Source organism: Paenibacillus xylanivorans (assembly GCF_001280595.1).
Classification (GTDB): Bacteria; Bacillota; Bacilli; order Paenibacillales; family Paenibacillaceae; genus Paenibacillus; species Paenibacillus xylanivorans.
Window position 1 is genome coordinate 480,051 of record NZ_LITU01000081.1, and the last position, 25,666, is coordinate 505,716.

Genomic DNA, 25,666 nt, shown 5'->3' on the forward strand with positions numbered 1-25,666 from the left:
ACAGACTGTGCATGAACTGCGGTATACTATACCTTCAACGGACGCAGGCTCACAAGGGAAATTTAAAGCAATTATTTCTCGGGAAAGCGCAGGAGACGCCAAATCCCGCATCTTTCCGAGCTTGCCTTTCGACATAATCCATTTCTGTGGCTGTTTCAACAGCGCATCGGCCGGGGATGAAAGAAAGAGGAGGTGCAACCATGAGATGGATGTTGGCATTGATCTGGGTGGCCTTTATTGTGTATGCCTGGTTGTGGGTACCTGGGCAGTCACTTGGGAGTGACCCTGTGTTTTAAAGAGCTGGTTACACTGCAAAGCAAGGAACCCTGGCTGCTGACCGTATTTTCGTGGCTTGGGATTTATCCGGCGATTTTCGCTTGTCTTTTGTTAAGGAAGTCAGTGAAAGCGAGAGGATCTCATGTACCTGCTTGGCCCTTTGTACTGCTGTCTTTCGGTTTGGGAGCCTTTGCGCTGCTGCCGTATTTTGCATGGTCCTCGCCAACGTACAGAGGTTCGGGCTACGAATGCCTCTCCTTTGGCAGTCAGCGTGAATCGGGTATTGGACGTGTGGCAGCTCATAAGTTGACCCATGTGATCTTGTTGCTGCTTATACTGGGTACAGGCTTCTATGCAGTGCAGTGACTCAAGGCAATCCTGATGTATACATGGAAGCGTTCAGGGATTCTTCCTTTGTACATATTATGACGATTGATTTCGTCATGCTGACATTACTTTCCGTGATCGCATTGTTCAGGGATGCTTCTGGCACTCGTCGTTCTCGCGGGTGGGCAGTTGCAGGGGTAATCCCATTGATAGGCCCACTCATTTATTTAATGACAAGCCAGAGAGCTTGAGTTTGACGGATTCCCTACTTATGCTTGTTTAAGCTGAAGGCGAACAATTCACCAAGTGAATAGAAATATATGTAAATTATAACTAAGGAGAGGATATCGAATGGAAAATACTTTTCCTGCCTATGTCGTACGTAAAGAAGAACAGGGTGGCGTAAAGGCTGCTATGGAGCAGCTGACGAAAGAGGATTTGCCTAATGGTGACGTAACCTTACAGGTTCAATACTCAAGCGTCAATTTTAAAGATGGACTTGCCACAACAGAAAAGGGTGGTGTGGTTCGCGCATATCCGATCGTGCCGGGAATCGATCTTGCAGGGATTGTAGAGGAATCCGTGAGCGGTCGGTTTGCACCGGGGGATCGGGTAATCAGCACAGGTTTCGAGCCGGGCGTGTCTCATTTTGGCGGGTATAGTCAATATGCGCGTCTGCGCAGCGAATGGCTCGTTCCTCTACCGCATGGACTCAGTGAGAAGGAAGCGATGGCGATTGGAACGGCAGGGTTCACGGCAGCACTTTCGGTAGATGCATTGCTGCGGGCTGGAGTGACTCCGGAAATGGGCAATATTTTGGTGACGGGAGCAACCGGAGGGGTAGGCAGTATGGCGGTGGCTATTCTGGCGAAGCTGGGATTTGAAGTGACAGCAAGTACAGGCAAAAAAGATCAACAGGAGCAATTGCTTCGGGATTTGGGCGCCTCACATGTCATTTCACGCGAAGAAGCGGATGCGCCAGCCAAGGGTGCGATGGGCAAACAGCTCTGGGCAGGTGTTATTGATCCAGCCGCAGGTCCGGCACTGGCGGAGCGTCTGAAGCAGATTCAATACGGAGGCGCTGTCGCCGTATCAGGCTTAACCGGAGGAGCTGCATTCGAGTCCACCGTATTTCCGTTCATTTTGCGGGGGATTCAATTGATTGGGATTGACTCTGTCTATTGTCCGATGGAACGGCGGGAACGGATATGGAAGCTGCTTGGCGGAGAATGGAAGCCGGACCGGGCACTGGAGCTGGGGATTCGGGAAATCTCATGGGCACAGCTGCCTCAGACACTGGAGACGATCCTCAAGGGCGGTGCTGTAGGTCGTACTGTAGTCAATACGATGTCGGATACGTCTGCCGAATAAGATTCTTTTCTCCTAGACATGCTAACTCTACCTGAGAGCGTCACGGTGAATGTGGCGAGAAAGGAAGGATGAGTATGCGTGTTGGCGGAAAAGGATTGCACCCTAACTCTGGCCGTGTGAAGTCTGCCCTGTTCAGTATAATCATGGTGATGTGTGTATTATCCCTAGTGGCTTGTTCAGCATCATCTGTTGAGCAGGAGCGGAAAATATATACCCGACAAGCGACAGATGAAGGCATTGTACGGGCAAAGAGCCAGGGCCACGGGTTAAACGGTCCATTGATTCAGGAGCTGGATGACGCTTTTACTGCAAAAGGCATCAAATTGATGAATAATATGTCTGCAGATGATGGTGAGGACGGAATCTCTTACATGTACTTGCTGAATGGAAGTGGCAGACATATTGTAAAGGTCCACATTTTCAGGGATGTCGGTACACGAATTGCGCGGATGAATGAAATGTATGGTAATGATGGCGATGAGGCTGTGATGGAAAATGTTCTTGGCAAAACAACGATCCGCAGCAAAGATTACGTTTCACTGGTCTATACGGCTTCAGGTGGAGAAAAGGACGATTATGAAGAGAACGTCATGCAGGTATTCCAGCATGTGCTTGAGCAACTGAAGTGATAGAGACGTCTAAAATAAACCCGAAAAACCCGTCTGATCATTCAGACGGGTTTATATATTTCACGCATAACATGCCTAAGCTCTGGCAAAATGAGTTTTTCCATTGCCAGCTTGACCGCTCCTTTGGAGCCTGGCATGGAGAATACGGCCGTACGCCCAATCGTTCCGGCAACCGCCCGGCTAAGAATGGCAGCAGAACCGATATCCTCGGTATAACTGAGGAAGCGAAAGATTTCTCCAAAGCCCGGCAGCTCCTTATCGAGTAGTGAGGATACAGCCTCATATGTTGTATCACGGGGTGCAATTCCGGTTCCGCCACTGAGCAGTACGGCTTCGATATCGTCACGAACCGCTGCATCTTGCAGGATGCTTTGAATGGTTTCGGTTTCATCCGGTGTAATAATATAATCAACGATTTGATAGCCTGATTCAGTCAACAGCTTATGCATAAGCTGTCCGCTTGTATCAGTGTCCTTGGTGCGGGTATCCGATACGGTTACAATCATGCAGGATACCGTGTCAGGGGCTTCCTGACGATGTTGTTCCACTGAATTGGTCATAACGCATCCTCCTCCAATCAACATGTTCTCATAGCATAGACCATTCAGTAGAATGAGGCAATGCACTTACAAATAGAAGGCCAGGATTGCACAAAGATTGCAGGATAGTGTACACTCGCTAGGATAGAGATAGACCAGTTTCATTGGACAAATAGAGAGGTGAACAACGATGAGTGAATTAAAAGCAAATGAATCATCCATACCTGTATATATATTGTCAGGCTTTTTGGGAAGTGGCAAAACGACACTGCTTGTTCAACTGATTGAACATTGGCAAAAGCAGGGTCTCCGTCCCGCAGTGGTCATGAATGAATTGGGGGAAGTCAATCTGGATGGTCAGATGGTGGATTCTACCGTTCCCATGACGGAAATGTTAGGAGGATGCATCTGCTGTACCGTGCGCGGTGACTTGGGGCTGCAACTTGCCGATCTCGTGCAGGAGGAATCGCCAGATGTCATTATCATTGAAGCAACGGGAGCGGCGAATCCGATGGAGATTCTGGATGCAGTAACGGAAACGTCCCTCTATATGCGACTGGAGCTGAAAAGCCTGATTACCGTGGTGGATGCCGCGCATCTGTCAGGGCTGTACCAGGAGCAGAAGGGACAAACCTTCAAACTGATGCAGGAGCAGATTCGCTGTGCTTCGGTACTTCTCCTGAACAAAACGGACCGGGTGAACGAGCAGCAGTTGGCAGATCTACGGGACCTGTTGGCACGCTGGAACGGTTTCGCTCCGGCAATATCTACGGTGAAGTGTGAAGTCGACATGGATATGCTGCTTCGCAGTGGAGACAATGTGCATGCCTATCAATCTGTTGATGAAACGAGTAAACATGCGAATAAGGAACAAAACGTGCATTCCGAAGCTTGTGCAGAGCATAGCTGCAGCCATAATCATGGACATGAACATCATGAGCATGTGGATCATAATCACGAAGCCCATCAACATTCCGACGTGAATGTCCATGGTCATCCTCATGATCACGACCATAATCATGCCCACTCCCACGCTTCGCATGAGCACGTCATGGTGTACACCCACTATTTCACTAAGCCGGTGAACAGTGAGGCCTTTGAGCGTTTGATATCCGAGTTACCACGGGACGTGTACCGGGCAAAAGGGATTTTAACTTTTAGTGATACGTCCAGTCGGTTCTGGTTCCAATACGCCTATCGGGAATCGGATTATATGAAGATCACCCCTCAGGGTGATGTACCGAACGTAGCTGTGTTTATAGGTGAGCACTTTGATCAAACGGTCATTCGTAACCAATTGCTGGAATTAGAAGCGACAAATGAGGCTTAAATGATTCAAGGTTCCTCCAGACGGGGTATTAAGAAGCATAGCAAACTTAGTCTGGGAGGTAACTTTAAATGACACAACAACAATATCAACAATGTATCGATGCTTGCCTGGAGTGTATGAATGCTTGCAATGTATGTTACATATCGAGTCTGAAGGAATATGATCTGGCAATGTTGCGTGATTGCATTCGTTTGGATCGGGAATGTGCAGAAATCTGCAGCTTTGCTGCTCAATCCATGACACGCGGAAGTGATTTCATCGCCGAAATTTGCGAACTGTGTGTGAAAGCATGTGAAGCTTGTGCTGCTGAGTGTGGTAAACATGAACATGATCACTGTCAGGCTTGTGCAGAAGCTTGCCGCGAATGTGCAGAGGCTTGCCGTATGATGGCTGCAGTAGCATAAATATATTCCCATTGGATTAAACATAAAAAGCCGAGTAATATGCATGATATTAGGCTGATCCCCTCATAGTAGGAAACGAAATAAGGACATCCGATAGATGGACTTCAACGTTGCTTGCTAGAGGGGATTTTTTACGAATACATCATGGTAAGGATTTTCACAATCAGATGGTCAGAACAACTACCGCTAGCACGCTCTTCATTGGAAAATGCATGTAACAGGTTGCCAAAGCCGAACTTGATCTGTATAATGATGGAAATGAATTGAAATGATGAATATCCGTGATCGGGAGAGTAGCCAGAATTCATGCAATGACAGCGAGCCGGGGTAGGTGGAAGCCGGTATGACATGACCTGAGTGAAGCGCACCCGTGAGATGGTTGTCCGAAGCAATGCCTGCATCCTTGAAAGGTGCAGATCATGGGACTAGAGGGCAATCCGGCAGCGGCCGTTAATCGCACCGAGCGGAGCAGGCTGGGAATGCATTATAATGTGCATTTCGCAACCTGCTCACCTAGAGTGGTACCGCGGGAACTGTGAATATCAGCTCTCGTCTCTGATATAGAGACGAGGGCTTTTTTTTGTTTTCTATATTACGGCTAAATACGATAATGACTAGGAGTGTTCAACATGTTGATGAAACAGGCAGCAGCACATCTTGCTCCCTTAACGGGACTGGAGCAAGACGAGGTGTTGAAATTATTGGAGGTTCCACCACAGGCGGAGATGGGGGATGCGGCGTTTCCCTGTTTTACTTTGGCCAAGTCACTGAAGAAAGCGCCCACGGTTATAGCGGCTGAAATCGCAACTGGATTGCAGAGAGTTGGGCTGGATGCTTCACCAGCAGGGCCCTATGTGAACATACGTTTCAATCGGGAGGATCTGGCGAAGGAGCTGTTGCAAGAACTGGGACATAAAGCATTTGGCAAGTTGCAACTGGGTGCAGGTGCACGCGTCGTAATCGACATGTCGTCCCCCAACATTGCCAAGCCATTCGGAATTGGTCATCTGCGCTCCACCGTGATTGGGGCGGCATTGTATCGGTTATATAACGAGACAGGCTATACTTCGGTCAGTGTGAACCATCTGGGCGATTGGGGAACGCAGTTCGGCAAACAAATTGCAGCGTACAAACGTTGGGGCAATGATGAAGCGCTACAAGCTGAGCCGATTCGGACATCATTGGAACTGTATGTGCGTTTTCACGATGATGCGGAGAATGATCCATCTCTGGAGATGGAGGCAAGAGATTGGTTCCGCAAGCTGGAGCAAGGGGATGAAGAGGCGCAGCGGTTATGGGCCTTTTTTGTAGAGGTGAGTATGAAAGAATTCAACCGGATGTATGAGCGTCTGAATGTACAGTTTGATCATACGTTGGGTGAGAGCTTTTATAATGACAAGATGGGTACGGTGGTCGAAGAACTGAAAGGCAAAGGGTTGCTGGAAGAGAGTGAAGGGGCTTTGGTGGTACGTTTGGAGGATGAGAATATGCCGCCTTGCCTGATTATCAAAACCGATGGAACAACCATCTACCCAACACGGGATCTGGCGACAGCCGTTTATCGTCATGATGTGATGAAGGCGGATAAGATGCTGTACGTGGTTGGGGGTGAGCAGAAGCTTCATTTCCGTCAGGTATTTGCGGTATTATCCCGGATGGGGTATGCGTGGTCTGAGATTTGTGAACATATTCCGTTTGGTTTGATGCGTTTTGAAGGACGGAAGATGTCTACCCGCCGGGGGAAAGTCGTCTTTTTGCAGGAGGTACTGGATGAGGCGGTTGCTCGGGCATTACAGATTATTCAGGAGAAAAATCCGAATCTTCCGAATTCGCAGGAGGTTGCGGAAGCGGTTGGTGTAGGTGCGATTGTATTCGGAGATCTGCGCAATAACCGGTTGAACGACGTCGATTTCTCGCTTGAAGATGCGGTGAGCTTTGAAGGGGAGACAGGACCTTATGTGCAATATACACACGCCCGGATTAACAGTGTGCTTGCGAAGGCAGCAGAGGTGGAACGCATGGAAAATGAAAACCATTCGGAACAGGCTAACAGCATAAATGCTGCAGCCAGCGCAGAGAACAAGCCAGTCATTGTCGGTGACACTTCATGGGCATTGCTGAAACTGCTGGCGGATTATCCGCAGCATCTGGAAAAAGCAATTCTTCGCAACGAACCTTCGGTCATTGCCAAATATGCGATCGATGTTGCCCAAGCATTCAACCGCTTTTATCATGCAGAACGGATTGCGGATGCGTCGACTGACGTGAAACCCTTCCGGGTGGCGCTAACAGAGCGTACAGCGGAGCGTCTGGCCTACAGCCTATATTTACTTGGGGTTCAGGCTCCTGAACGGATGTGACGCCTATGGGATGGAGGGAAAGTGGAATCTTCGATAAAGCAGGAAAAGCCGCAACGGGCTCAACAGGACGAGATATATCACTTCAACGCGTGAGCAAACGACTTGGGGATGTGCAGGTACTGAATGATATCAATTTGGAAGTAGGTCAGGGAGAGTGTATCGTCCTGGTCGGCAGAAATGGCTCAGGCAAAAGCACGTTGCTACGTGTGCTGGCGGGGATATTACTGCCTGAATCCGGTTCGATGCGCAAGCCCATGCATGGGCGGATTATGTATGCACTGGATGGTCTGCCGCGCCTACCCTTCACCTCAAGAGAGTACCTGTGGGAAATGGGACGTATCCGTGGCATGCACCCTGAAATATTGCATGAACGGATCGGCGAACTGAGTGAGCTGTTATTCTTGGGCACGGCGCTGGATCAGAACCTGCCACAGTTATCCAAAGGTACATTGCAGAAGGTGAATCTGATTCAGGCTTTGCTACCTGGCGCTGGTGGGTTATTGCTGCTTGATGAACCATTGTCCGGTCTGGACGTTCCAGCACAGGAAGCAATCGTAACCTTGCTCGGACAGTGGAAACAGGAAGGCAGCTCAATTGTTACGGCTTGCCATGAGCCCTTGCTGATTGAACGTCTGGCCGATCAGGTCATCGTGTTACAGAAGGGAGCAGTGCTGCGTCGCTGGAGTCAGGAAGATTTGCAGCAAGCTGGTGAGCCTGTTGTGAGCATCCAAAGTGTGATGGAAGGGCAGGAACAATCCGCTATCGATACGCTGCTTATTGAACAACCGGGAGTCATTAATTGCAATCGCAGCGTTGTTCATCAGGATTATGGACGCGAAGTATGGAATTGGAAGGTTTCACGAAGTTCGACAGACCGGTTCATTGGAAAGATTCTGGCTGTGGGCGGTTCCATCGTGTCTGTGCAGCCGGAAGAGAGCCGATTAAATATGGAAGGATTGATGGAGGGGCACCATCCCGGTGAATCCGTAACCAGGGAAAGGAACGACCAAAATTCCTGCCTGTCCCCTGAAGGAGGTGGCCTCCAATGATGCACTTGACCCGTTATTTGTTAAAACATTACATACGTTCACAAAAATATGTTGCGCCGGTGATCTTTTATATCATTACGATGCTGCTCATCTATTCCTACAAACCTAACCCGGTTGCGGACAGTTACAGCGTTACGGCCATGCTGCTCTTCTTTGGCGCGGCTTGGCTAGGCTTAACGGTAATGAATACGGAACCTGCGGGGCAGTATCAATTGCTCGTTCTGCATGCAGGAAGCAAACGCAAGGTTGTCTTTGCACAATTGATCTGTGCGTTAATCATGCAATTCGGGCTGACTGCAATTACCGTGTTATATCCGGTTGTTACGGGTATGTTTGCAAGGCTACCGAGTGCTGGGGAGTGGATCATGGCTTGGGCCGGGCATCTGGCGTTGTCGCTCTTGGGTCTGGGGCTCAGTGTTTTCTTTCAAAAATCATACATTCCCATGCTGAGTCGCAGTATGCCGCCTTTCATTGTTGTGTTGTTATTAGCGTTAGTGCAAGGTTCATTAAGCGGACATTTACCTGAATCCATGCAATGGGCTGTCAAGGTTCTGCCTCCGGCATTTTATCTGGTTCGTGAAATGATGTTATTTGAAGAATCGAAGTTGGGGGCTGTTGTTTTGACGACAGTGTGGGCTATACTCTATTCCACAGTTCTACTCATCATTCATATATGGTTATCGGGAAGAAGGGATTTGCGGAGTTAGAGGCTATTATAATGCTTAACTTGAATGTTGGTCTATGTTTCGTTACCATAGAGGGACGTTGGAAGGTAAGTAATGTACGGAGATAAAGGGGGCGCTCGCTTATGCCAAATACAGACATCCAGCATGGTGACATGCTGGACAGCGAACACTCCAGGGAATTGTTTGCCTATTACGGATTGGCTGTATATTATGGACAGGCGCTTGAACAGCAATTGGTCAATCTGATTTTATTAATGAAAATGTCTCAGGGCAAGGTTGTATCCGAAGAAGAGCTGGAAGATCTGTACGAACGGAAGATGAGCAGTTCACTCGGACAACTCATTCATGAGGTGCGCCATCATTTCACCTTTTCTGAGGAAGAGACTCGTCAGTTGAATGAACTATGGAAGCAGCGTAATAGCATTGTACATCACTATTTTAAGGAACGAATTCATGAGACATTCAGTCCTGAAGGACGATCACGCATGATCAAGGAACTGGAAGACTTCAAAGACCGTGCGCAGGAGCTGGAGATTAGTCTTCAGCAGTACACAGGTGCCTGGATTGCAGAGCTGGGGCTGGATGCCGAATCCGCGGCAGCATTGCACACACTCGAACGTATGCATGCAGAGAGTATACACGCCCGGGCACTGGAAGAGGATGAATCATTGTGATGGAAGGCAAGTCCCGGATACGTAAAATAAAAAGCAAACACTGGCTGGTAATCTCCATTGCATCCCTCGTGTTGATTGGGCTCATATGGACTATAACTACGGCTTCGCTCATCTGGGCTTACACCGATGAGGAATCCTCCAGACAGAGTGATGCTGCCATTATCCTCGGTGCAGCCGTAGAAGGGGATAACCCTTCACCCGTATTTCGCGAACGTATTGAGCACGCCATTTTATTATATCGTCAAGGGACGATCAGCCATCTGCTCTTTACTGGTGGTTCTGGTCGGGCTGGAGAGCGCCCTGAAGCCGAAGTTGGACGAGATTACGCCGTTGCACATGGTGTAGATCCGGCAGATATTCAAATGGAGACGGAATCAAGAATTACGGAGGAGAATCTGGTGAATTCGATAAGCGTCGGGGAACAGGTGGGGTTTCACACCTACACGATTGTAAGTGATCCGTTACACATGAAACGGGCGATGAAACTAGCTAACGGACTCGGTATAGATGCTGTCCCATCCCCGACACAAACGACGGCTTACCAGACCTGGCGCAGCCAATTTCCCTTTCTGGCAAGAGAGACGATATTATACATGGGATATATGGTCAAAGGATGGATAGACAATCTGCAGCAGCACGGAGAGTGACTGACTGCAAGATTGTCTTTTTTTTGTGCAAGTTGCCCATCGTATCTATGTACCGGGATAATTGATCGCTGCACTAACCAGCGCAGCCACTCCAAAACCGATGAACCACCAAGGCCAGCGCCGATTATTGCTTTTACGTATGCCGATATACAAACTGATAATCCCCGCAAGTAATACTGCGGTAGCCAAGCTGCTGCCAACGATCCAGCCGATGCTCATATATTTACCTCCTCTATGTGGAATGTAATGAATAGTTGCCTATGGTGAGCTTTCCACCTCTGACCTCAGCTTGAAATGGATAAGTTCCGTTACGATACGTGTGTTGATTGTGATTGGATTGAAGCGGAAAATCACTGCTAAATCGACCACCGGCCTGCTTGAAGTCTAACTTGAATCCATCCTTGTCTGGTGGGATTCGCACTTCAACGTTACAGCCTGTGGAGCGACTATCCAGAGATTGAAGCATCGTTGATGAGTTTATGCTAAGTTGGCTGCCTGTCACTCTGGATTGAATATGTGAGAACTGACCGGATAACTGGATAGGTGAAGAAGTGGCTTTTAGTTGGATATGGTTTGCATGCAGGTCTGTTGCTGTAACCCGACCGCCCACTGATTGCAGACGGATATGTTGGGCATGCCCGGATAAGGTGAGATTGCCGGATGTACAGTGACAATCCCAGTGTTCGGAAGAAACGTTATCCACAACAAAGCGGGAACCCACCCCGTTGATCGACAGTCTTTTCAATACCGTAGGCGGCAGTACAATGTGGAGCGATGTGAGATGGAAGTTTATACCCAGGGGAAAAGCTTGTTTTCGTCCATCGATGAGATGTAATAAACCATTGCTGACTTTAGCTTCAAAACATCGAGTCCTTGGGAACCGAGCGGAGCCCCGTTGAGTAACACGGATAACAGCTTCTGTACCCTGGCTAATATGCACTTCGCCTTGCATCCATTCCAGAGAAAGGGCGTGAATGGGGGCTTCAGATAACCATTCTTTGCAAATCATATGTCCATTAGGTTTCAAAACGGTTATCCCTCGTTTCTGCCATTGTCTTGATCATCCAACTTAGGGTAAGAGCCGATCGCAGCATGTTGGTCCAGAATACGTTCAATGAGCGATTCACTCACAATATCCGCACCAAGCATATTCATCAACCGCTGTAAAAAATAAAGACGCTGCTTCGTTTCGCTGGAATTGCGGCCGAACAGTGTGGGATTAATCCATATATTGACCAGCATCATGAATACTTCTGCACAAGCTTCGGGATCTTCAGTATGGATAGACCCATCTGCAATGCCTTCTCGCAAAATCGTTGCAATCACCGGAGCATCTATTCGCACGGCCTGTTGAATACCGCGTACAATAAATACCGGATTTTTAATCTGGGTTCGAAGTACGCGATCCAGGGAATGGGCCTGCTGATCAGAGACGACATACTCCAGAATTCGAACTAACTTTTCTCGTGCTGTAGTGGCCGTTGTATTTGAAACTAATCGATCCAGCATCTGAGCTGAATAGTTGAATTGTTGCTCCATGACCGCGTCCAATATATCCTCTTTAGATTTAAAGTGATGATACACAGCTCCCTTGGACATGCCTAGGGCAACAATGATGTCCTGAATACTTGTCTTCTCAAATCCTTTATCTGTGAACAACTGGGCAGCGACGTTCAGAATCTGCTGTACCGTTTGTTCAGGGTGCTTGTTTCTTGCCATAATAACCTCCTTATATTTAGATACCGACCGTTGGTATGTATAATACAGGCAGATGTTTCTATTGTCAATAAGAGGAAACAGACAAAATAAAAACCGATATGCCGCAGACCAAGAGGTCCGCATGCATATCGGTTTGGTTAATGAATTATATGTTCATTTATTTCTGTTCTACTTACACGCCGCCTCCAGCAAACGAGGAAGTGGTTCGAATAGCCTCGCCCAGTGCGTTGTTTCCACTCGTATCCGGTGTTGATTGAGCACCTTGCTGTAACTGATACATCTGATAATAGCGTCCCTTGAGTTCCATCAGCTCATCATGTGCACCTTGTTCCACAATACGTCCGCGGTGTAGGACCAGAATCTGGTCTGCTGAACGAATGGTGGACAGACGGTGGGCGATGATGAAGGTGGTACGTCCTTTTTTGAGGACTTCGAGCGCATTTTGAATTAAGGCTTCCGTTTCGGTATCAATGTTAGCTGTAGCTTCATCTAGAATCAGGATCGCTGGATCGAAGGCCAGTGCACGAGCGAAAGAGATTAATTGCCGTTGTCCGGCAGATAACGTGCTTCCTTTTTCGATAACCGGCTCGTCGAATCCTTGCGGAAGATGGGCGAGAATTCGTTCTGCACCTACGTCTCGTAGCGCCTGTTCAATCTGTGCACGCGTAATCTGCTCATCCCCGAGACTGACATTGGAAGCCACGGTACCCGTGAACAGGTATGGGTCCTGAAGTACAATGCCCATATGTTCGCGAATCCACTGTTTAGGCAGATCCTTCACGTTCTGACCGTCAATCGTGATCTTGCCTTTCTGTGGATCATAGAACCGGAACAGCAGGTTGATGATCGAGCTTTTACCGGAACCAGTATGGCCCACGAGGGCGACCGTTTGACCTTGTGATGCTTTGAACGAGATGTTGTTCAGCACATAATCTTTTTTGTAAGCAAAGGATACATCGTCAAACACGACATTACCCTTGTATCTCGGCATCGAGCCATCGGTTACCGGTTCACCTTCCTCATCCATCAACTCAAAGACACGCCCGGCAGATACAAGGGAGGAATCCAGGTTAGCCAGTTGGTTCACCATACCCGTAATCGGCTGGAACAAGCGACCGAGGACGTCAACGAATGCATACAGCACACCCAGCGAGATGATACTTGTGCCGTCCAGCACACTGGAACCGAAGTACCACAGGACTACCGCAAAAGCCATATTCCGAAGTACGTTAACCAGGTTGTGTGAGGTGAAAGCGTTCAGGTTGAGCATTTTGTTCTGGTGTTTCATATAATCATCATTCAGATCCTCGAATTCCTGCTTGGTCTGCTTCTGATGACGGAATACCCGGATAATGGACATCCCCTGGATGGATTCATTAATAATGGCATTAATCTCACTTAGTCGTGAACGGATAATCGTATTGTAACGAGTCGCGATTTTACGATAGAGCACAATCCACAGAATCAGCATCGGTACAACGAATAGTGAGATCAACCCGAGGCGGAAATCGAGCAGGAAGAGTGCAACATACACTCCCACAATGGTAATGATCCCTGAGAAAAAGTTAGACAGAACCGCAACGAACAGATCCTTGACGGCTTCGGTATCGTTGGTGACCCGGGAAACCACTTTACCCGCGGGCAGATTATCAAAAAAGTGTACCGGCAATCGTTGGATGTGTGCATACACATCGTTACGCAGTCTTTGAATGACTTTGTTGGCAGATGATTGCAGCCAGTATGTTTTACCAAACTCCATAATGACCGAGATGACAAGGAAGATCATGTAATACACAATCAGTTGATAAATACTTGGCATTTCTGGTTTGTAAAAGGCAAAGAGTTCACCAGCGGATAAAGGCTCCGCCGCATATTGACCCGTCACTTGTCCTGCGCGTATAACCGTCAGTGTTCCGTCTGCAAAGGTTCGATCCCCATCTGGGGCACTAACGGGTTCATTCACAAAATAAAAACTTCTTCCGGCCTGCAGTACGCGTATCTCTGTACCTTTTGTTTCATTTGGTTCAAACCGGCCTTCACGTTTGTAGTTCTTTCCATTGTAGACCGCCGCTTCGTCTGAAGCAGTGGTCTCATAGAAAGGCTGCTCAATGGCGAGCAGATGATTGTCGATCATGGACTTGGCGATGAAAGGGCCGGCAAGCTCAGCCGCAACCCCGATTGTAAGCATAATTAAAGCGGCAATAAACGTACCTTTGGCTTTTAGAGCGTATTGAAGCAGCCGTTTGCCTGTATTAGACTTCAAAGCGTTGACCTCCTACGTGGACAAATTAGACTCCACCTGCTGCCGTTCATACTGTTCACGGTACCAGCCGTTCATAGCAAGCAGTTCCTGATGGGTTCCTTCTTCCGTAATTTTCCCGTGCTCCAGTACGATGATCCGGTCAGCGTGTTCGATAGCGGACAGGCGGTGAGTCGAGATCAGCGTTGTTTTGTTAGAGCGTTTGTTGCGTATATTTTCAATGATTTTGGCTTCGGTTCGTGCATCAACGGCAGATAAGGCATCATCCAGAATCAAAATGTCCGGATCAGCGATAAAGGCACGCGCCAGCGATACCCGCTGTTTCTGTCCACCAGACAGCGCAATTCCTTTTTCACCAACGAGTGTGTCCAGACCATCGGATAACGTACCCAGATCCCCATCAAAGGCTGCGGTACGAATTGCTTCCATAATTACGCCATCATCTGCACCCGGCTTGCCGAATTGAATGTTCTGACGGACGGATTTGGAGAACAGCACCTGTTCCTGAGGAACGTATCCAATCCAACTGTGTAAGTCGTCTTTGGCGATATCCTGAATTGGATGACCGGAGATGCTTAACTTACCTGATCCGGCCGGGTATTCATGAAGCAATTGTTTGAGCAGGGTGGACTTGCCGCTACCTGTACGTCCCACGATACCAAGTGTCTGCCCGCGTCGAAGCGAAAAGCTGACATGGCTGAGATTGTCGATGGTAGAACTAGGGTAACGGAAGGTGACGTCCTGCATCGCAATCTCTTCCGGATTCGTAATGTGAGCAGGCTGCTCAACATCTTTTACGGCAGGTTCTACAGATAGTGTCTCGTTAACACGATCGAGTGAGGCGCTACCACGCTGCATCAAGTTAATCAATTCGCCAATGGCGAACATTGGCCAGATCATCATCCCCAGGTACATATTGAACGATACGAGATCCCCCAGGGTAATTTCATTATGAAAAACAAGATAAATGCCGTAGGCAAGTGCTATCACATAACTGAGTCCGACAAATAACCGGATGGTGGGTTCGAACAGCGCATCCATCTTGGCAACCGCCAGATTTTTGCGGTACACATCTTCGGTGACATCGGCGAATCTTTTCTCGTCCAGACGTTCCTGCACATATGCCCGCACGACTCGAATGCCGGCAATCGATTCAAGCACCTGATCGTTCATGTCCCCGAATGCATCCTGTGCCAGTGTGTATCGTTGATGCACAGCTTTACCATAGATCATCATGGCGATGGCGATAAAAGGCAGAGGCAAAATTGCAGCCAGGGTCAGTTTCCAGCTAACCAGAAAACCCATGGCGAATAATACGGTCGCCAGAAAAGCAGTGGAGTCGGTTAGCGTCAGCATGCCGAAGCCTGCTGTGGTGGCAATGGAACGAAGATCATTCGTAGCACGTGCCATCAGATCGCCAGTTCTGTTTTTCTCAAAAAAAGGCGGGGTCATCCGCAATAAATGGTCCATAAAGCGTGACCGCAGCAAGCGTTCAACCAGATTGGCACCGCCAAACAGTTTGTGCATCCATATGTACGTTGTCAGATAGATAATGATGACCGATCCTAGAATAAGTAAAATGTAACGTGTGAGTGAGGCGCCGGTAATGGAACCGCGTACAATCTCGTCAATGGCATTGCCCAGAAGACGAGGTGGCAGCAGTTCAATGATGCCCACCATAATAAGCAAGGTGACACCAATGAGGTATCGTTTGCGTTCCAGCCGGAAGAACCAGGCCAGATTTTTAAGTACAGAGAACAAGTGGTATCCCTTCCTTTCAAGTTCGTGAAATGTATGTTCCGTTCATATTCAGCCATTTGAGCCCACAAAAAAAGACATACCGCACGCAGGCGGTATGTCTTGGGTATCATTCATACGGCAGCATGGCTCCGAGAGCAGAGCCACCACCGTAGATAAAGTTCAATTGTGAGAGTGCAAAACAGTAAACCTGATTCGAGGCTTCTGTGATGCGGTCTTATGAACGGAATAACGATTTCATGGGTGCTCCGGTATTTAGTTGTATGTTGAATTGATGTAGATCGTCATAGTTAAACACCGTAATCACCCTTTCTTTTTTGGTAATAAATTGCATGTGGTTCTCGTATGTTTGCATCTTAACATCGGCTTTTACAATCTGTCAAACGTTTTTAAAAAAACGAAGATGATGCGGAATGTGATGGAATAATGACAAGTGAATGAATTTTTTTTGCGTATTTAGGGTGGTTGAGGTTTGTAATCAGGCCATTGTAGCGATATGATGGAACATATATATAGAGAAGGAGCTGACACCAAATGAGTACCATACATGTATCTGACCGCGCTGCTCGCTGGTATAAGGAAGAACTGAATTTGAACGAAGGAGACAGCATTCGATTCTTCGCCCGTTATAGCTCCGGCGGAGGTCTTCATCCCGGCTTTTCCCTCGGGATCGCCGTGGAGGAACCGAGACATCCTGCTGATCAAACGAAGGTATCGGGTATCCAATTTTTTATGGAAGATCATGATTACTGGTATCTGAAGGGTCATCAACTTCATGTAGATGTTGTTGAAGAAGGGCAAGATATCGAATATCGCTACACTGAGATTTAACGTGATATCTCTGCGTATATAGAATGGCTCATCACCGGACGCACCGATTTTCGAACAGGAGGAGATACGAAGTGAATCCGCCAGCCCGAGATTTGGCCCAGTATATCGCGAACCGCTCTCATATTGTTGTAAAAGCGGCGGTTCGGGCCGAGAATGAACAAGGGGAATTATTGCTGATCCAGCATGCTGAACACGGACATTGGCGTATTCCTGCGGGACAGATGCGCCCGGGAGAAGCTATTGAGGACACCGCGCACAGGGAACTGTGGGAAGAGACGGGGTGGACCACGGACCATATGACACTTGAAGGTCTGCACTCCGGTCCGAATCTGAGACATTTGCATGCCAGTGGGGATGAAGAATATTTTGTCATTGCCATGTTCAGGGCACACATTGTTCAGGATTCGCTCGTAGAATCACGAGTGAATAGCGAAGCAGGACTGAAGTTTTTTGATCTCAAATCATTGCCCAGGCTGAATGATCTTAGCCGCTTATTGCTGAGGTACTCCGAGATAGAATAAATACAACAAAGAAAGAAGCCTTTCCTGCCGGGAAGGCTTCTTTCTTTGTTGTGGAAATCAGCAATCTATGGACCAATATCCATGAGTACGATGACCCTTCTCGTGAATCAGGGTTCCTGTCATACCTAGACTTGATCAAGTGGTTCTTCATCATCCATTGCAAAATCAAAATCGTCAATATCGAATACCTGTACAGGGGAAGACGATTCAATAATACGTGCAATCAATTCGACCTGATCGGTAAGTATGGGGGTATCCAGACGCTGTGAAGTGAGAAGTAGTTCGGTCTCAATTGGATCAAAATATTCACCATATTGTGCGGTATCAACCGCATTAATGATAGCGATGGACACCTGATCACCAAACAGAATGGATGGACTTTTGGCCCAGGGAACAGCCAAGGCACGCTCTATTTTTTTCTTATTCAATGGTTCTTCAAAATAAGAAATGATTTCGTTAATTTTCGATTTTACATGTTGGTCATCTGCCGGATTATCCATCAAAGGGTCAGGGCTGGTCTGAAATTCATATAACTCAAGGATGGTGGTATAAGGAACAATATATTCAACAGGCGCCGGCGGCGCGAGCAATTGACCGTAAATTGCCACCATCACGGCTTCTGTAACAAACTGACGTGACATGGGTTCCTGAATCCTCCTGCGGCCATTAATAGTTGCGAGGTGAATCAATTTTATTCTGAATGAAGGATCATCCAATTGATTTCTCTGCTATGGACTTGGGTGCTTGAATTGCATGAATAGAAGTATATCATACAACGGTGGGAAAAACAGCCAGTCGGCAGAAGGATGTCAAGTCCCAACTTTGATCATGATTTCCCCAACAGTAAGGATAAAATTCCTGCTGCAATCAGGGGGCCGACCGGCACACCCTTGAACAAGGCAACTCCAAGCACAGTACCTATAAGCAGTCCGGCAACGACAGTAGGCTGTGTACTCATTAGCGTAGCTCCTCGTCCTCCCAGATGGGCCACGAGTAATCCGACACCAATGGCGAGCAATGATTTCCAGTGCAGAAAAGACTCTCCAATCGTCTGCAAACTAATCTTGCCGCTGGCGAGTGGTGCCATAACACCAATAGTCAGGATGATGATACCGATCGTGAGACCATACTTTTCCAGCCAAGGAAAAGCCTGATTCAGGTTCAGTACCCGTAGCAACAACAGAAATACCATGGCTACGGTTACGGGTGTATTACTGCTGATAATACCTAGCGCGGCAAACACGAGCAACAGCAGTGAGGTCATATCCATCGATTTCATTCCCTTTCGGTCTGCCCGCGATGACGACCTACGATATGTTCTGCAATATATCTTCCATGCCAGCGCCCTGATTCAATAAATACTTCATTGGCGTTGCGCCCGGATGCGATTACTCCGCCAACGTATATGCCTGGAATGCTGCTCTCCATTGTCTGCGGATCATATACCGGTTTATCCATATCCTCGGACATCTCAACACCCACGGAAGAAAGCAGCTTGCGGTCAGGACGGAAACCGGTTAAGGCGAGCACAAAGTCATTGTCCAGTTCACTTGTTGATCCATCAGAATGCAGCAGACGAATCGAATCATCCAAAATTTCATTTACACGTGAGCCAAGATGAAGTGAGATTTTGCCTTTCTGTACCATGCTTTCGAACAATGGACGAACCCACGGTTTAATGTGTTCCGAAACACCGCTCCCACGATAAACCATGTCAATATGTGCGCCGACACGAACCAGCTCCATGGCAGCATCGACAGCTGAATTACTGCCTCCAATGATGGCGACACGTGTACGTGTATAAGGATGAGCTTCGCGGAAATAATGCGTAACTTTATCCTTGTCTTCTCCAGGGATGCCAAGATAGTTAGGGTGGTCAAAATAACCTGTAGCAACAACGACATTTCGTCCTTCATGAACGACTGCCTGCCCACGCCGATTGACCGTATGTACCTCGAACGTGCCATCGTTCTTGTGTTTGATCTCTTGGGCTTCCTCATAGTTATGAACACGCAGGCCGAAATGTTCGACTACCTTGCGATAATAGGCGAGTGCCTCGTAACGAAAAGGTTTGTCGTTCGGTGTGCTGAACGGAACATTCCCAATCTCAAGCAATTCCGCTGTACTGAAAAACTGCATATGGGTTGGATACAGATAAATAGATTGGACGATATTGTACTTCTCAACAATTACAGCGGACAGTCCCAGCCGTTCGCATTCAATGGCAGCAGACAGACCGCATGGGCCTCCGCCGATAATAATGACATCTTCCATGTTCTTAATCCTCCTTATTTCAAGCATTATAATCCTACCGTAAATACGGGCTCAATGCCAGTTCTAGAAGGATTCTGACGTAAAGAAATGATCCTGATCCTGGGGAATTGACTTGGAAGAGGAAAAAGAATAATATCAAATTAGATAATTATCTAAATGAAAGTGAGTGAACATAATGCAACTGGAGAAGATCGTGGCTTACCATAAAGCTCTGGCTGATCCGACCCGGCTTCGGATGCTGCTGCTGCTGTCCCAGAGAGAACTTCATGGTCAAGCGCTTGCTGAGAAGCTTAACCTGTCACAGCCAACCGTTACACATCATGCATCCAAGCTAAGAGAAGCGGCGCTAATCAAGGAAAGAAGAGAGAAAAATACGGTGTTTTTCTCACTCAATCCCTATTTTATCCGTGAGCACGCACAGGCTTCAGTTGATTTTATTTTTAGACAAGAGGAGGTTGCCGATATGAGTGATGTGAATGAGACGCTGAAGGCATCCGTGATGCGGAATTTTTTCTCGAAGGATGGACGATTGCGTCAGATCCCGGCTCAATATAAGAAAAAGCTGATTGTGCTGGGTCATTTGGTGGAGCAGCTTGAATTCGGACGGAAGTATACAGAGAAAGAGATCAATGCATTCATTCAAAACTATCATGAGGATTTTGCCACCATTCGTCGGGAGTTTATCATGCACCAGTTCATGTACCGTGAAGATGGGATCTATGAGCTAAATCCGAAGGAGATGTGGACACGGTGGGATCAAGTGAATTAAGTGAAAAATAATTAGACTTGACAAAAGCGGTTGAAGCTGTGTAACATGATGGATAATTCTACAAGGGAGGCGATGTTAAATGACAAATCTAATGGCAGTATACGTTAATTTGAATATGAACAGCGTCTCCGGAACGGATCAATGCATGTAATTTTACGGTAGAAGGGCAGTATTGTTCGCAATATTGTCCATGTACGTAAAATACAATAACATGCACAGATGAAGCCACGGGTGACGTACCCGTGGCTTTTTGTATGCCGAAAATGGGTTGTTTCTGGATAACGAGTATTGGATTGTCGTAATGATGTATCCGATATGAATGCCATACAAACAACCGTCTATTCGGCTAACTTCTTGTTGCCGCGGGTGCAGTGCTGCTCGTGGCTTATTTGGTTTTGATGCCGGACCGGAGCGTTCATTGTTGATTGTTGTCAATGTCATGAAGGATAACACACCATTTATCGGGAGGAATTTTTATTTTGAATAACACAATGGAGAAATACGGCTGGTCTGCAAAGTGGCAGGAGCTGTGGCAGCAGACGGGTACGGAAGAACAATTAAGAAAACCGGCAAGAATTATTGCGGATCACGGGCAATTGCTTCGCCTGATTACGGCTGAGGGAGAATGCTGGGGACGGGTATCCGGGCGGATGCGTCATGATAATGTGGAGTCAGGCATTGTACCGGCCGTTGGGGACTGGGTCGCTGTTACAGGGCAAGCTGGAGAAGAAGCCATCATTCACAGCATTGTGCCACGTCAGAGCAGGGTATCCAGACAAGCCGCTGGTCCAGTGACCAAAGAGCAATTGATTGCGGCGAATGTGGATACATTGCTAATTGTTGCCGCTCTTAATCATGATTTTAATCTGAGACGGCTCGAAAGGTACATTATGATGGCCTGGAATGGTGGCGTCAGACCGGTCATCATTCTAAGCAAAAGCGATCTGTGTGAGAATGTGGAAGAACAAATTTCGCTGGTGGAGGACATTGCTCCAGGGATTGAAGTGTTGGCACTGTCAGCTGTTCAGGATCAGGGTAAATCTTTACTTGAAAAATTTCTGTCTCCAGGCACAACGGTTGCCTTGACAGGTTCTTCTGGTAGTGGCAAGTCTACTCTCGTCAATTGGATGATGGGCGAGAGTGTACAGCTCACGCAGGCTGTTCGTGAGGACGATAGTCGTGGCCGACATACAACCACTCATCGGGAAATGTTTGTACTGCCGCAGGGAGCGGTATTGATTGACACGCCAGGAATGCGTGAACTTAATCTGTGGGATGAAGGTCAGGATGGTTTGTCACACGCCTTTGGTGAAATTGAGCAGCTCGGTACGGAATGCAGGTTCCAGGATTGCACACATACCCGGGAAGCCGGTTGCGCTGTGAAGGAGGCCATTCAGGAAGGTTCATTGGATGAAAAAAGGCTGGGTAACTACTTGAAAATGCAGAAGGAACTGAAGTTTCAGCAACGCAAAGAAGAGATAGCATCCAAACGACGGACCGCTTCAAGCAAACCTGTCAGTTCCCGCAAACCGAAACATGTCCGTAGTACAAAAGACTGGGAAGAGGCCTGAGGCCAGGTGGGCATCCCTCTGTATCCTGCATAGGATAGTTCAGGAGGGATGTCATCATGCCAGAGTACAGCATCATCGTGGACCTATCGGAACACATGTTATATCTTTCGGATGGCTCTCAGGTAGTTAAAGGCTATCCTGTAGCTATAGGCAAGATGCTTACGCAGACGCCTAACGGTGTGTTTACGATTATTAACAAGCAGGAGAATCCTGGAGGGCCATTTGGCGTTCTGTGGATGGGGTTGTCTGCGCCGCATTATGGGATTCATGGAACCAATGATCCTTCATCCATTGGCAAGTCCGTTTCTCATGGATGCATACGGATGTATAACTCGGATGTGCTGGACCTGTCTTCCAAAGTATCGGTGGGTACACAGGTAACGATCCGGCCCTAGGGCCGGATTTATCTGAAGAAGGGGATTGTAAAGCCACGGAAGTGATAAGAGAAAGTGAGTGATTACATGTGGATTAGACCGGCGCGTGAAGGGGATGCGGAAGCTGTAGCTCATGTACATACAGAGAGTTGGAAGACGACATATCGGGGGATCGTGCCTGATGATTTTTTGGATAATCTGACTACGGAATCAAGGCTGTCTCAATGGAAGCGAAATATCCGCTCTGGCGAAAAGGATCAGATTCTGGTGGTGGCTGAACAGGACGACGGGGAAATTGTCGGATTTGCCTGCGGTGGAAAAGAACGTGAAGGCAAGTTGCCTTATGATGCTGAGCTGTATGCCATTTATTTACTGAAAGAAGTGCAACAAACGGGGATTGGCCAGCAGCTGGCAAGGCATGTCGTTCGTTATCTCCATTCCCTAGACATGAAAAGCCTGTTAATCTGGGCACTGGAGCAAAATTCAGCCTGTCGTTTCTATGAAAAGATGGGCGGAATCCCTGTCCAAACACAGCAAATCCGGATTGGCGGTCAAGATTTGGCAGAGATTGCTTATGGATGGGATGACTTGGCACTTTTTGGAGGGAATGACTTGCCCCGACAATTGAATGATTGAAAATATGGCTGAATGTATGGGCTATTGATGCTTTTTCCCGTGAGAGTCTGGAAGAGTTCATACGTTCTTCACGTTTGCGTAATCCTTAACAAGGTTAATGAACTACTACACCGCTTTGAGGTGTGACATTCAATCTTGATTGGGAGGCGTTATTCAGATGACTTTAATGGAGACAGAACATACAACATGGACGAAACAATTTATTAATGGCGAATGGGTAGAAGGCTCCGGCGAGAAAACAGTGGAAAATAAAAATCCGTACACGGGAGAGGTCATCGCAACTTGGCGATCCTCCAACAAGGAAGATATAGATCAGGCATATGAGGCGGCCCGAAAGAGCTCGGTGGAATGGAAGAAGTCACTTCCAGCGGTAAAAGAAGGTGTACTTCGCAAAGTCTCGGCTTTAATGGCAGAGCACAAAGAGGAAATTGTAAAACTTCTGATTACGGAATCCGGGAGCACACGCATCAAGGCCGAGGCAGAGTTTGCTTCAGCAAAACGGATTGTGGATGAAGCTGCTTCGTTCCCTTATCGGATGAAGGGGGAAATTCTGCCTTCAAATACACCAGGAAAAGAGAATCGTGTTGTGCGTGAGCCCAAGGGAGTCATCGGTGTCATCGGCCCTTGGAATTTCCCTTTGCATCTATGCCTGCGTTCCGTAGCTCCGGCTATTGCTTTGGGTAATGGAGTCGTTATTAAGCCTGCGTCCGATACCCCGATTACAGCTGGCTGGCTTATTGCGGATCTGTTTGAGCAGGCTGGATTGCCTGAAGGCGTACTGAATGTGGTTGCTGGAAGTGGGAGTGAGATTGGGGATTATTTTGTAGCTCATCCGGTACCCAAAGTCATTTCCTTTACAGGCTCCACGGAGGTGGGGCAGGGCATCGGCAAACTGGCGGGTGAGCATTTGAAAGAAACCGCGCTTGAGCTTGGTGGCAACAATGCAATGGTTGTCCTGGAAGACGCGGACATTGAGCGCGCTGCCGAGTCCGCCGTATTCGGAAAATTTCTGCATCAGGGGCAGATCTGTATGGCCCTTAATCGAATTATTGTGCATGCTGATATTTACGATAGGTTCGTAGAATCTTTTCTCGCTAAAACGAAAAAAATTCAGGCTGGTGATCCTGCTGATGCCCAAACGCTGGTAGGCCCGCTCATTCGTGAGAAGGAAGTGGCCCGCCTGCTGGACTTGATTAAGGGAGCCAAGGCGGAAGGAGCAAGATTGCTGCTGGGTGGCACAAGCAAAGGCAGTGTGCTGGAGCCAACTGTGCTCGCGGATGTGAAACCTGATCAGCATATTGTACAACAGGAACTTTTTGGACCTGTCGCGGTAATCATGAAAGCGCAGGATGAGCAGGAGGCCGTGCGCTTGGCAAATGATACGCCTTATGGATTAAGCGGCTCCGTATTCACCGGAAACCTGGAAAGAGGATATCAAGTTGCCCAGCAGATTGATTCGGGCATGGTACATGTAAATGATCAATCCGTGAACGATGAGGCTCATGTCATGTTTGGGGGAGAAAAATCATCGGGTATTGGTCGCTTCGGTGGCGATTGGGCTATTGAAAAGTTCACGCGGACACGCTGGATCAGCATTCAGCATCAATATCGGGATTATCCTGGAGTGCAATAGTTCGACAGTGAATGAATATTGGGAATCAGTCTGTTTTATAATCAGATAGGGTTCGAGAAAGAGTGACAAAGATTGCGCAAAGTTCGCCTCAAGCTTGATGGGGCGGTCTTTTGCATGTTTTTACACGTTTGAAAAATAGGTGAGGAAATGATGTGGAAAAGCTGTTTGGCGTACCTGCAATCTGGTTATTTATGGATACACGGGCAGAACAGATCCGTAAATCCAATAGGTAAAGGGGCCTGAACTTCATGTCCATTGACCGTTTCATTCTGAGAAAGCTGAATACCTGTCAGGAAGAAAATACACGTGATAATCTGGTTCGGTTGTTTGTCATTCGAATCCAAAAGGCCGAGATGGAAGAAGAACACGAAACCGCCTATATCGTCAGCAGATTGCATTAGAAATAGATAAAAGAGATTTGGTACACAAAAAAAGGAAGCTTGTCCTTAACGGCAAGCTTCCTTTTCCTTATGTTCGCGAATGAATGAATTCGCAGTTTCCAAGTTGAAATAAACAACTGACTCATCTTAATAAAGCGATAAGGCGAGGGAGTCATTTTCGCTACGGCTGTGAAGAATGGCTTCACCACCGACAATCTCAATACTAATCAATGATTGCAGACATTTCTGTAAAGCACGTTTACCGTTGCTAATCTTATGCTCAAGGGCACTGCTAAGCAATCGGAGTGTCTTTTGCACAGGTTGTTTGTTTTCTTGATTGAAATATACAGGGATTGATTTGTTTTGAAAAGTTATTAGTGTTCTCACTAGAAATCACCTCACGAGAGTTATTTCTTACTGGTTATATTAAATTCCAATGCTTAAAATTACCTTAAAATCAGCTTATGAAAACATAAAGGTGGGCAATGTTTGAAAAGTGTTCACAATTCAATTGTGGGCGAAGCAATAAAAAGTCCCGAAAAATCAAGCTTTAAATTCCATTTATATGGAAGAAACAAGTATGGTTTCGCATCCTTGCAATAATTAACGTGACTACTGCCTCGAAAGTTCTGAGTCGAATGGAGGATA

Annotated in this window: 29 protein-coding genes; 18 read left to right on the plus strand and 11 right to left on the minus strand. The window is 47.5% G+C overall.

All coding sequences use genetic code 11. From position 1 onward, the window contains the following. Positions 1–399 precede the first annotated feature (399 nt). The 3 genes from AMS66_RS27955 to AMS66_RS27965 all read left to right on the plus strand — a co-directional run bounded on the left by AMS66_RS27955 (position 400) and on the right by AMS66_RS27965 (position 2,603). Positions 400–642: a hypothetical protein gene (locus AMS66_RS27955; protein ID WP_160319741.1), complete on the plus strand. Its 243-nt coding sequence runs from the start codon at positions 400–402 to the stop codon at positions 640–642. Positions 643–954: 312 nt separating this feature from the next. Next, positions 955–1,974 carry an oxidoreductase gene (locus AMS66_RS27960; RefSeq protein ID WP_053783863.1) on the plus strand — a complete coding sequence of 340 codons (1,020 nt, stop codon included), beginning with the start codon at positions 955–957 and terminating at the stop codon, positions 1,972–1,974. 68 nt (positions 1,975–2,042) lie between these two features. After that, the gene (locus AMS66_RS27965; protein ID WP_144424626.1) at positions 2,043–2,603 is read left to right on the plus strand and encodes a hypothetical protein; all 561 of its coding nucleotides are present in this window, start codon (positions 2,043–2,045) and stop codon (positions 2,601–2,603) included. Positions 2,604–2,644: 41 nt separating this feature from the next. Here the strand turns inward: AMS66_RS27965 and AMS66_RS27970 are convergent, their stop codons facing one another. Continuing rightward, a complete protein-coding gene (locus AMS66_RS27970) occupies positions 2,645–3,163 on the minus strand; it encodes a MogA/MoaB family molybdenum cofactor biosynthesis protein (RefSeq protein ID WP_053783865.1) in 519 nt (172 codons plus the stop codon). Positions 3,164–3,332: 169 nt separating this feature from the next. Between AMS66_RS27970 and AMS66_RS27975 the strand changes: the two genes are divergently transcribed. The 7 genes from AMS66_RS27975 to AMS66_RS28005 all read left to right on the plus strand — a co-directional run bounded on the left by AMS66_RS27975 (position 3,333) and on the right by AMS66_RS28005 (position 10,292). Continuing rightward, positions 3,333–4,472, plus strand: coding sequence for a CobW family GTP-binding protein (locus tag AMS66_RS27975; RefSeq protein ID WP_053783866.1), 1,140 nt, complete (start codon positions 3,333–3,335; stop codon positions 4,470–4,472). A 68-nt stretch (positions 4,473–4,540) separates the two neighbouring features. Further along, the gene (locus AMS66_RS27980; protein ID WP_053783867.1) at positions 4,541–4,876 is read left to right on the plus strand and encodes a four-helix bundle copper-binding protein; all 336 of its coding nucleotides are present in this window, start codon (positions 4,541–4,543) and stop codon (positions 4,874–4,876) included. 629 nt (positions 4,877–5,505) lie between these two features. Next, positions 5,506–7,236, plus strand: a complete 1,731-nt coding sequence (argS, locus tag AMS66_RS27985) for an arginine--tRNA ligase (RefSeq protein WP_053783868.1) — start codon at positions 5,506–5,508, stop codon at positions 7,234–7,236. 5 nt (positions 7,237–7,241) lie between these two features. Further along, a complete protein-coding gene (locus AMS66_RS27990) occupies positions 7,242–8,285 on the plus strand; it encodes an ATP-binding cassette domain-containing protein (protein WP_053783869.1) in 1,044 nt (347 codons plus the stop codon). Continuing rightward, entirely contained in the window at positions 8,282–8,992 is a 711-nt protein-coding gene (locus AMS66_RS27995; protein WP_053783870.1) for a hypothetical protein, read from the plus strand. Before AMS66_RS27990 ends, AMS66_RS27995 begins: the two co-directional genes overlap by 4 nt. Before the next feature lie 101 nt (positions 8,993–9,093). Next, on the plus strand, positions 9,094–9,645 hold the full coding sequence (locus tag AMS66_RS28000; RefSeq protein ID WP_053783871.1) for a hypothetical protein: 552 nt from the start codon (positions 9,094–9,096) through the stop codon (positions 9,643–9,645). After that, on the plus strand, positions 9,645–10,292 hold the full coding sequence (locus tag AMS66_RS28005; protein ID WP_053783872.1) for a YdcF family protein: 648 nt from the start codon (positions 9,645–9,647) through the stop codon (positions 10,290–10,292). The genes AMS66_RS28000 and AMS66_RS28005 overlap by 1 nt, the downstream gene beginning before the upstream one ends. Before the next feature lie 45 nt (positions 10,293–10,337). Here the strand turns inward: AMS66_RS28005 and AMS66_RS33010 are convergent, their stop codons facing one another. The 5 genes from AMS66_RS33010 to AMS66_RS28025 all read right to left on the minus strand — a co-directional run bounded on the left by AMS66_RS33010 (position 10,338) and on the right by AMS66_RS28025 (position 16,032). Further along, positions 10,338–10,511 carry a hypothetical protein gene (locus tag AMS66_RS33010; RefSeq protein ID WP_181014172.1) on the minus strand — a complete coding sequence of 58 codons (174 nt, stop codon included), beginning with the start codon at positions 10,509–10,511 and terminating at the stop codon, positions 10,338–10,340. Between the two features lie 13 nt (positions 10,512–10,524). Next, positions 10,525–11,301 carry a DUF4097 family beta strand repeat-containing protein gene (locus AMS66_RS28010; protein ID WP_201782227.1) on the minus strand — a complete coding sequence of 259 codons (777 nt, stop codon included), beginning with the start codon at positions 11,299–11,301 and terminating at the stop codon, positions 10,525–10,527. 23 nt (positions 11,302–11,324) lie between these two features. Then, complete coding sequence (locus AMS66_RS28015) at positions 11,325–12,011, minus strand: TetR/AcrR family transcriptional regulator (protein ID WP_053783874.1); 687 nt, start codon at positions 12,009–12,011, stop codon at positions 11,325–11,327. A gap of 172 nt (positions 12,012–12,183) precedes the next feature. Beyond that, positions 12,184–14,274, minus strand: a complete 2,091-nt coding sequence (locus AMS66_RS28020) for an ABC transporter ATP-binding protein (RefSeq protein ID WP_053783875.1) — start codon at positions 14,272–14,274, stop codon at positions 12,184–12,186. 12 nt (positions 14,275–14,286) lie between these two features. Beyond that, positions 14,287–16,032 (minus strand): ABC transporter ATP-binding protein, encoded by a 1,746-nt coding sequence (locus AMS66_RS28025; protein WP_053783876.1) that lies wholly within the window; start codon positions 16,030–16,032, stop codon positions 14,287–14,289. Between the two features lie 531 nt (positions 16,033–16,563). Between AMS66_RS28025 and AMS66_RS28030 the strand changes: the two genes are divergently transcribed. Together AMS66_RS28030 and AMS66_RS28035 are read left to right on the plus strand one after the other, a co-directional pair. Further along, entirely contained in the window at positions 16,564–16,860 is a 297-nt protein-coding gene (locus AMS66_RS28030) for a HesB/YadR/YfhF family protein (protein WP_024630313.1), read from the plus strand. 71 nt (positions 16,861–16,931) lie between these two features. Further along, entirely contained in the window at positions 16,932–17,381 is a 450-nt protein-coding gene (locus tag AMS66_RS28035) for an NUDIX domain-containing protein (RefSeq protein WP_053783877.1), read from the plus strand. Between the two features lie 125 nt (positions 17,382–17,506). Here AMS66_RS28035 and AMS66_RS28040 read toward each other — a convergent pair whose 3' ends face one another. The 3 genes from AMS66_RS28040 to AMS66_RS28050 all read right to left on the minus strand — a co-directional run bounded on the left by AMS66_RS28040 (position 17,507) and on the right by AMS66_RS28050 (position 19,655). After that, on the minus strand, positions 17,507–18,022 hold the full coding sequence (locus tag AMS66_RS28040) for a hypothetical protein (protein WP_053783878.1): 516 nt from the start codon (positions 18,020–18,022) through the stop codon (positions 17,507–17,509). A gap of 185 nt (positions 18,023–18,207) precedes the next feature. Then, positions 18,208–18,651, minus strand: a complete 444-nt coding sequence (locus AMS66_RS28045) for a DUF441 domain-containing protein (RefSeq protein WP_024630316.1) — start codon at positions 18,649–18,651, stop codon at positions 18,208–18,210. A 5-nt stretch (positions 18,652–18,656) separates the two neighbouring features. After that, positions 18,657–19,655, minus strand: coding sequence for a YpdA family putative bacillithiol disulfide reductase (locus AMS66_RS28050; protein WP_053783879.1), 999 nt, complete (start codon positions 19,653–19,655; stop codon positions 18,657–18,659). 175 nt (positions 19,656–19,830) lie between these two features. Between AMS66_RS28050 and AMS66_RS28055 the strand changes: the two genes are divergently transcribed. Beyond that, positions 19,831–20,424, plus strand: a complete 594-nt coding sequence (locus AMS66_RS28055; protein ID WP_053783880.1) for a DUF2087 domain-containing protein — start codon at positions 19,831–19,833, stop codon at positions 20,422–20,424. 153 nt (positions 20,425–20,577) lie between these two features. Here the strand turns inward: AMS66_RS28055 and AMS66_RS32555 are convergent, their stop codons facing one another. Then, positions 20,578–20,865, minus strand: a complete 288-nt coding sequence (locus AMS66_RS32555) for a hypothetical protein (protein ID WP_144424628.1) — start codon at positions 20,863–20,865, stop codon at positions 20,578–20,580. A gap of 50 nt (positions 20,866–20,915) precedes the next feature. Here AMS66_RS32555 and rsgA point away from each other — a divergent pair, with 50 nt between their 5' ends. From rsgA to AMS66_RS33015, 5 genes are all read left to right on the plus strand, one after another. Next, a complete protein-coding gene (rsgA, locus tag AMS66_RS28060; protein ID WP_053783944.1) occupies positions 20,916–21,995 on the plus strand; it encodes a ribosome small subunit-dependent GTPase A in 1,080 nt (359 codons plus the stop codon). A gap of 56 nt (positions 21,996–22,051) precedes the next feature. Then, complete coding sequence (locus AMS66_RS28065; protein ID WP_053783881.1) at positions 22,052–22,390, plus strand: L,D-transpeptidase; 339 nt, start codon at positions 22,052–22,054, stop codon at positions 22,388–22,390. A 66-nt stretch (positions 22,391–22,456) separates the two neighbouring features. Further along, a complete protein-coding gene (locus tag AMS66_RS28070) occupies positions 22,457–23,005 on the plus strand; it encodes a GNAT family N-acetyltransferase (RefSeq protein ID WP_053783882.1) in 549 nt (182 codons plus the stop codon). A gap of 157 nt (positions 23,006–23,162) precedes the next feature. Beyond that, on the plus strand, positions 23,163–24,638 hold the full coding sequence (locus AMS66_RS28075; RefSeq protein ID WP_053783883.1) for an aldehyde dehydrogenase family protein: 1,476 nt from the start codon (positions 23,163–23,165) through the stop codon (positions 24,636–24,638). Between the two features lie 248 nt (positions 24,639–24,886). Then, on the plus strand, positions 24,887–25,039 hold the full coding sequence (locus tag AMS66_RS33015; RefSeq protein WP_181014173.1) for a hypothetical protein: 153 nt from the start codon (positions 24,887–24,889) through the stop codon (positions 25,037–25,039). A gap of 126 nt (positions 25,040–25,165) precedes the next feature. Here the strand turns inward: AMS66_RS33015 and AMS66_RS28080 are convergent, their stop codons facing one another. Next, on the minus strand, positions 25,166–25,405 hold the full coding sequence (locus tag AMS66_RS28080) for a hypothetical protein (RefSeq protein WP_024630323.1): 240 nt from the start codon (positions 25,403–25,405) through the stop codon (positions 25,166–25,168). Positions 25,406–25,666 lie beyond the last annotated feature (261 nt).

Excerpts from the sequence above, each read along its gene's own strand:
- AMS66_RS27960 (WP_053783863.1), top strand. The coding sequence starts at position 955 with ATGGAAAATACTTTTCCTGCCTATGTCGTACGTAAAGAAGAACAGGGT.
- AMS66_RS27965 (WP_144424626.1), top strand. The coding sequence starts at position 2,043 with ATGAGTATGCGTGTTGGCGGAAAAGGATTGCACCCTAACTCTGGCCGT.
- AMS66_RS27970 (WP_053783865.1), bottom strand. The coding sequence starts at position 3,163 with ATGACCAATTCAGTGGAACAACATCGTCAGGAAGCCCCTGACACGGTA.
- AMS66_RS27975 (WP_053783866.1), top strand. The coding sequence starts at position 3,333 with ATGAGTGAATTAAAAGCAAATGAATCATCCATACCTGTATATATATTG.
- AMS66_RS27980 (WP_053783867.1), top strand. The coding sequence starts at position 4,541 with ATGACACAACAACAATATCAACAATGTATCGATGCTTGCCTGGAGTGT.
- argS (WP_053783868.1), top strand. The coding sequence starts at position 5,506 with ATGTTGATGAAACAGGCAGCAGCACATCTTGCTCCCTTAACGGGACTG.
- AMS66_RS27990 (WP_053783869.1), top strand. The coding sequence starts at position 7,242 with ATGGGATGGAGGGAAAGTGGAATCTTCGATAAAGCAGGAAAAGCCGCA.
- AMS66_RS27995 (WP_053783870.1), top strand. The coding sequence starts at position 8,282 with ATGATGCACTTGACCCGTTATTTGTTAAAACATTACATACGTTCACAA.
- AMS66_RS28000 (WP_053783871.1), top strand. The coding sequence starts at position 9,094 with ATGCCAAATACAGACATCCAGCATGGTGACATGCTGGACAGCGAACAC.
- AMS66_RS28005 (WP_053783872.1), top strand. The coding sequence starts at position 9,645 with ATGGAAGGCAAGTCCCGGATACGTAAAATAAAAAGCAAACACTGGCTG.
- AMS66_RS33010 (WP_181014172.1), bottom strand. The coding sequence starts at position 10,511 with ATGAGCATCGGCTGGATCGTTGGCAGCAGCTTGGCTACCGCAGTATTA.
- AMS66_RS28010 (WP_201782227.1), bottom strand. The coding sequence starts at position 11,301 with ATGATTTGCAAAGAATGGTTATCTGAAGCCCCCATTCACGCCCTTTCT.
- AMS66_RS28015 (WP_053783874.1), bottom strand. The coding sequence starts at position 12,011 with ATGGCAAGAAACAAGCACCCTGAACAAACGGTACAGCAGATTCTGAAC.
- AMS66_RS28030 (WP_024630313.1), top strand. The coding sequence starts at position 16,564 with ATGAGTACCATACATGTATCTGACCGCGCTGCTCGCTGGTATAAGGAA.
- AMS66_RS28040 (WP_053783878.1), bottom strand. The coding sequence starts at position 18,022 with ATGTCACGTCAGTTTGTTACAGAAGCCGTGATGGTGGCAATTTACGGT.
- AMS66_RS28045 (WP_024630316.1), bottom strand. The coding sequence starts at position 18,651 with ATGGATATGACCTCACTGCTGTTGCTCGTGTTTGCCGCGCTAGGTATT.
- AMS66_RS28050 (WP_053783879.1), bottom strand. The coding sequence starts at position 19,655 with ATGGAAGATGTCATTATTATCGGCGGAGGCCCATGCGGTCTGTCTGCT.
- AMS66_RS28055 (WP_053783880.1), top strand. The coding sequence starts at position 19,831 with ATGCAACTGGAGAAGATCGTGGCTTACCATAAAGCTCTGGCTGATCCG.
- AMS66_RS32555 (WP_144424628.1), bottom strand. The coding sequence starts at position 20,865 with ATGACATTGACAACAATCAACAATGAACGCTCCGGTCCGGCATCAAAA.
- rsgA (WP_053783944.1), top strand. The coding sequence starts at position 20,916 with ATGGAGAAATACGGCTGGTCTGCAAAGTGGCAGGAGCTGTGGCAGCAG.
- AMS66_RS28065 (WP_053783881.1), top strand. The coding sequence starts at position 22,052 with ATGCCAGAGTACAGCATCATCGTGGACCTATCGGAACACATGTTATAT.
- AMS66_RS28070 (WP_053783882.1), top strand. The coding sequence starts at position 22,457 with ATGTGGATTAGACCGGCGCGTGAAGGGGATGCGGAAGCTGTAGCTCAT.
- AMS66_RS28075 (WP_053783883.1), top strand. The coding sequence starts at position 23,163 with ATGACTTTAATGGAGACAGAACATACAACATGGACGAAACAATTTATT.
- AMS66_RS33015 (WP_181014173.1), top strand. The coding sequence starts at position 24,887 with ATGTCCATTGACCGTTTCATTCTGAGAAAGCTGAATACCTGTCAGGAA.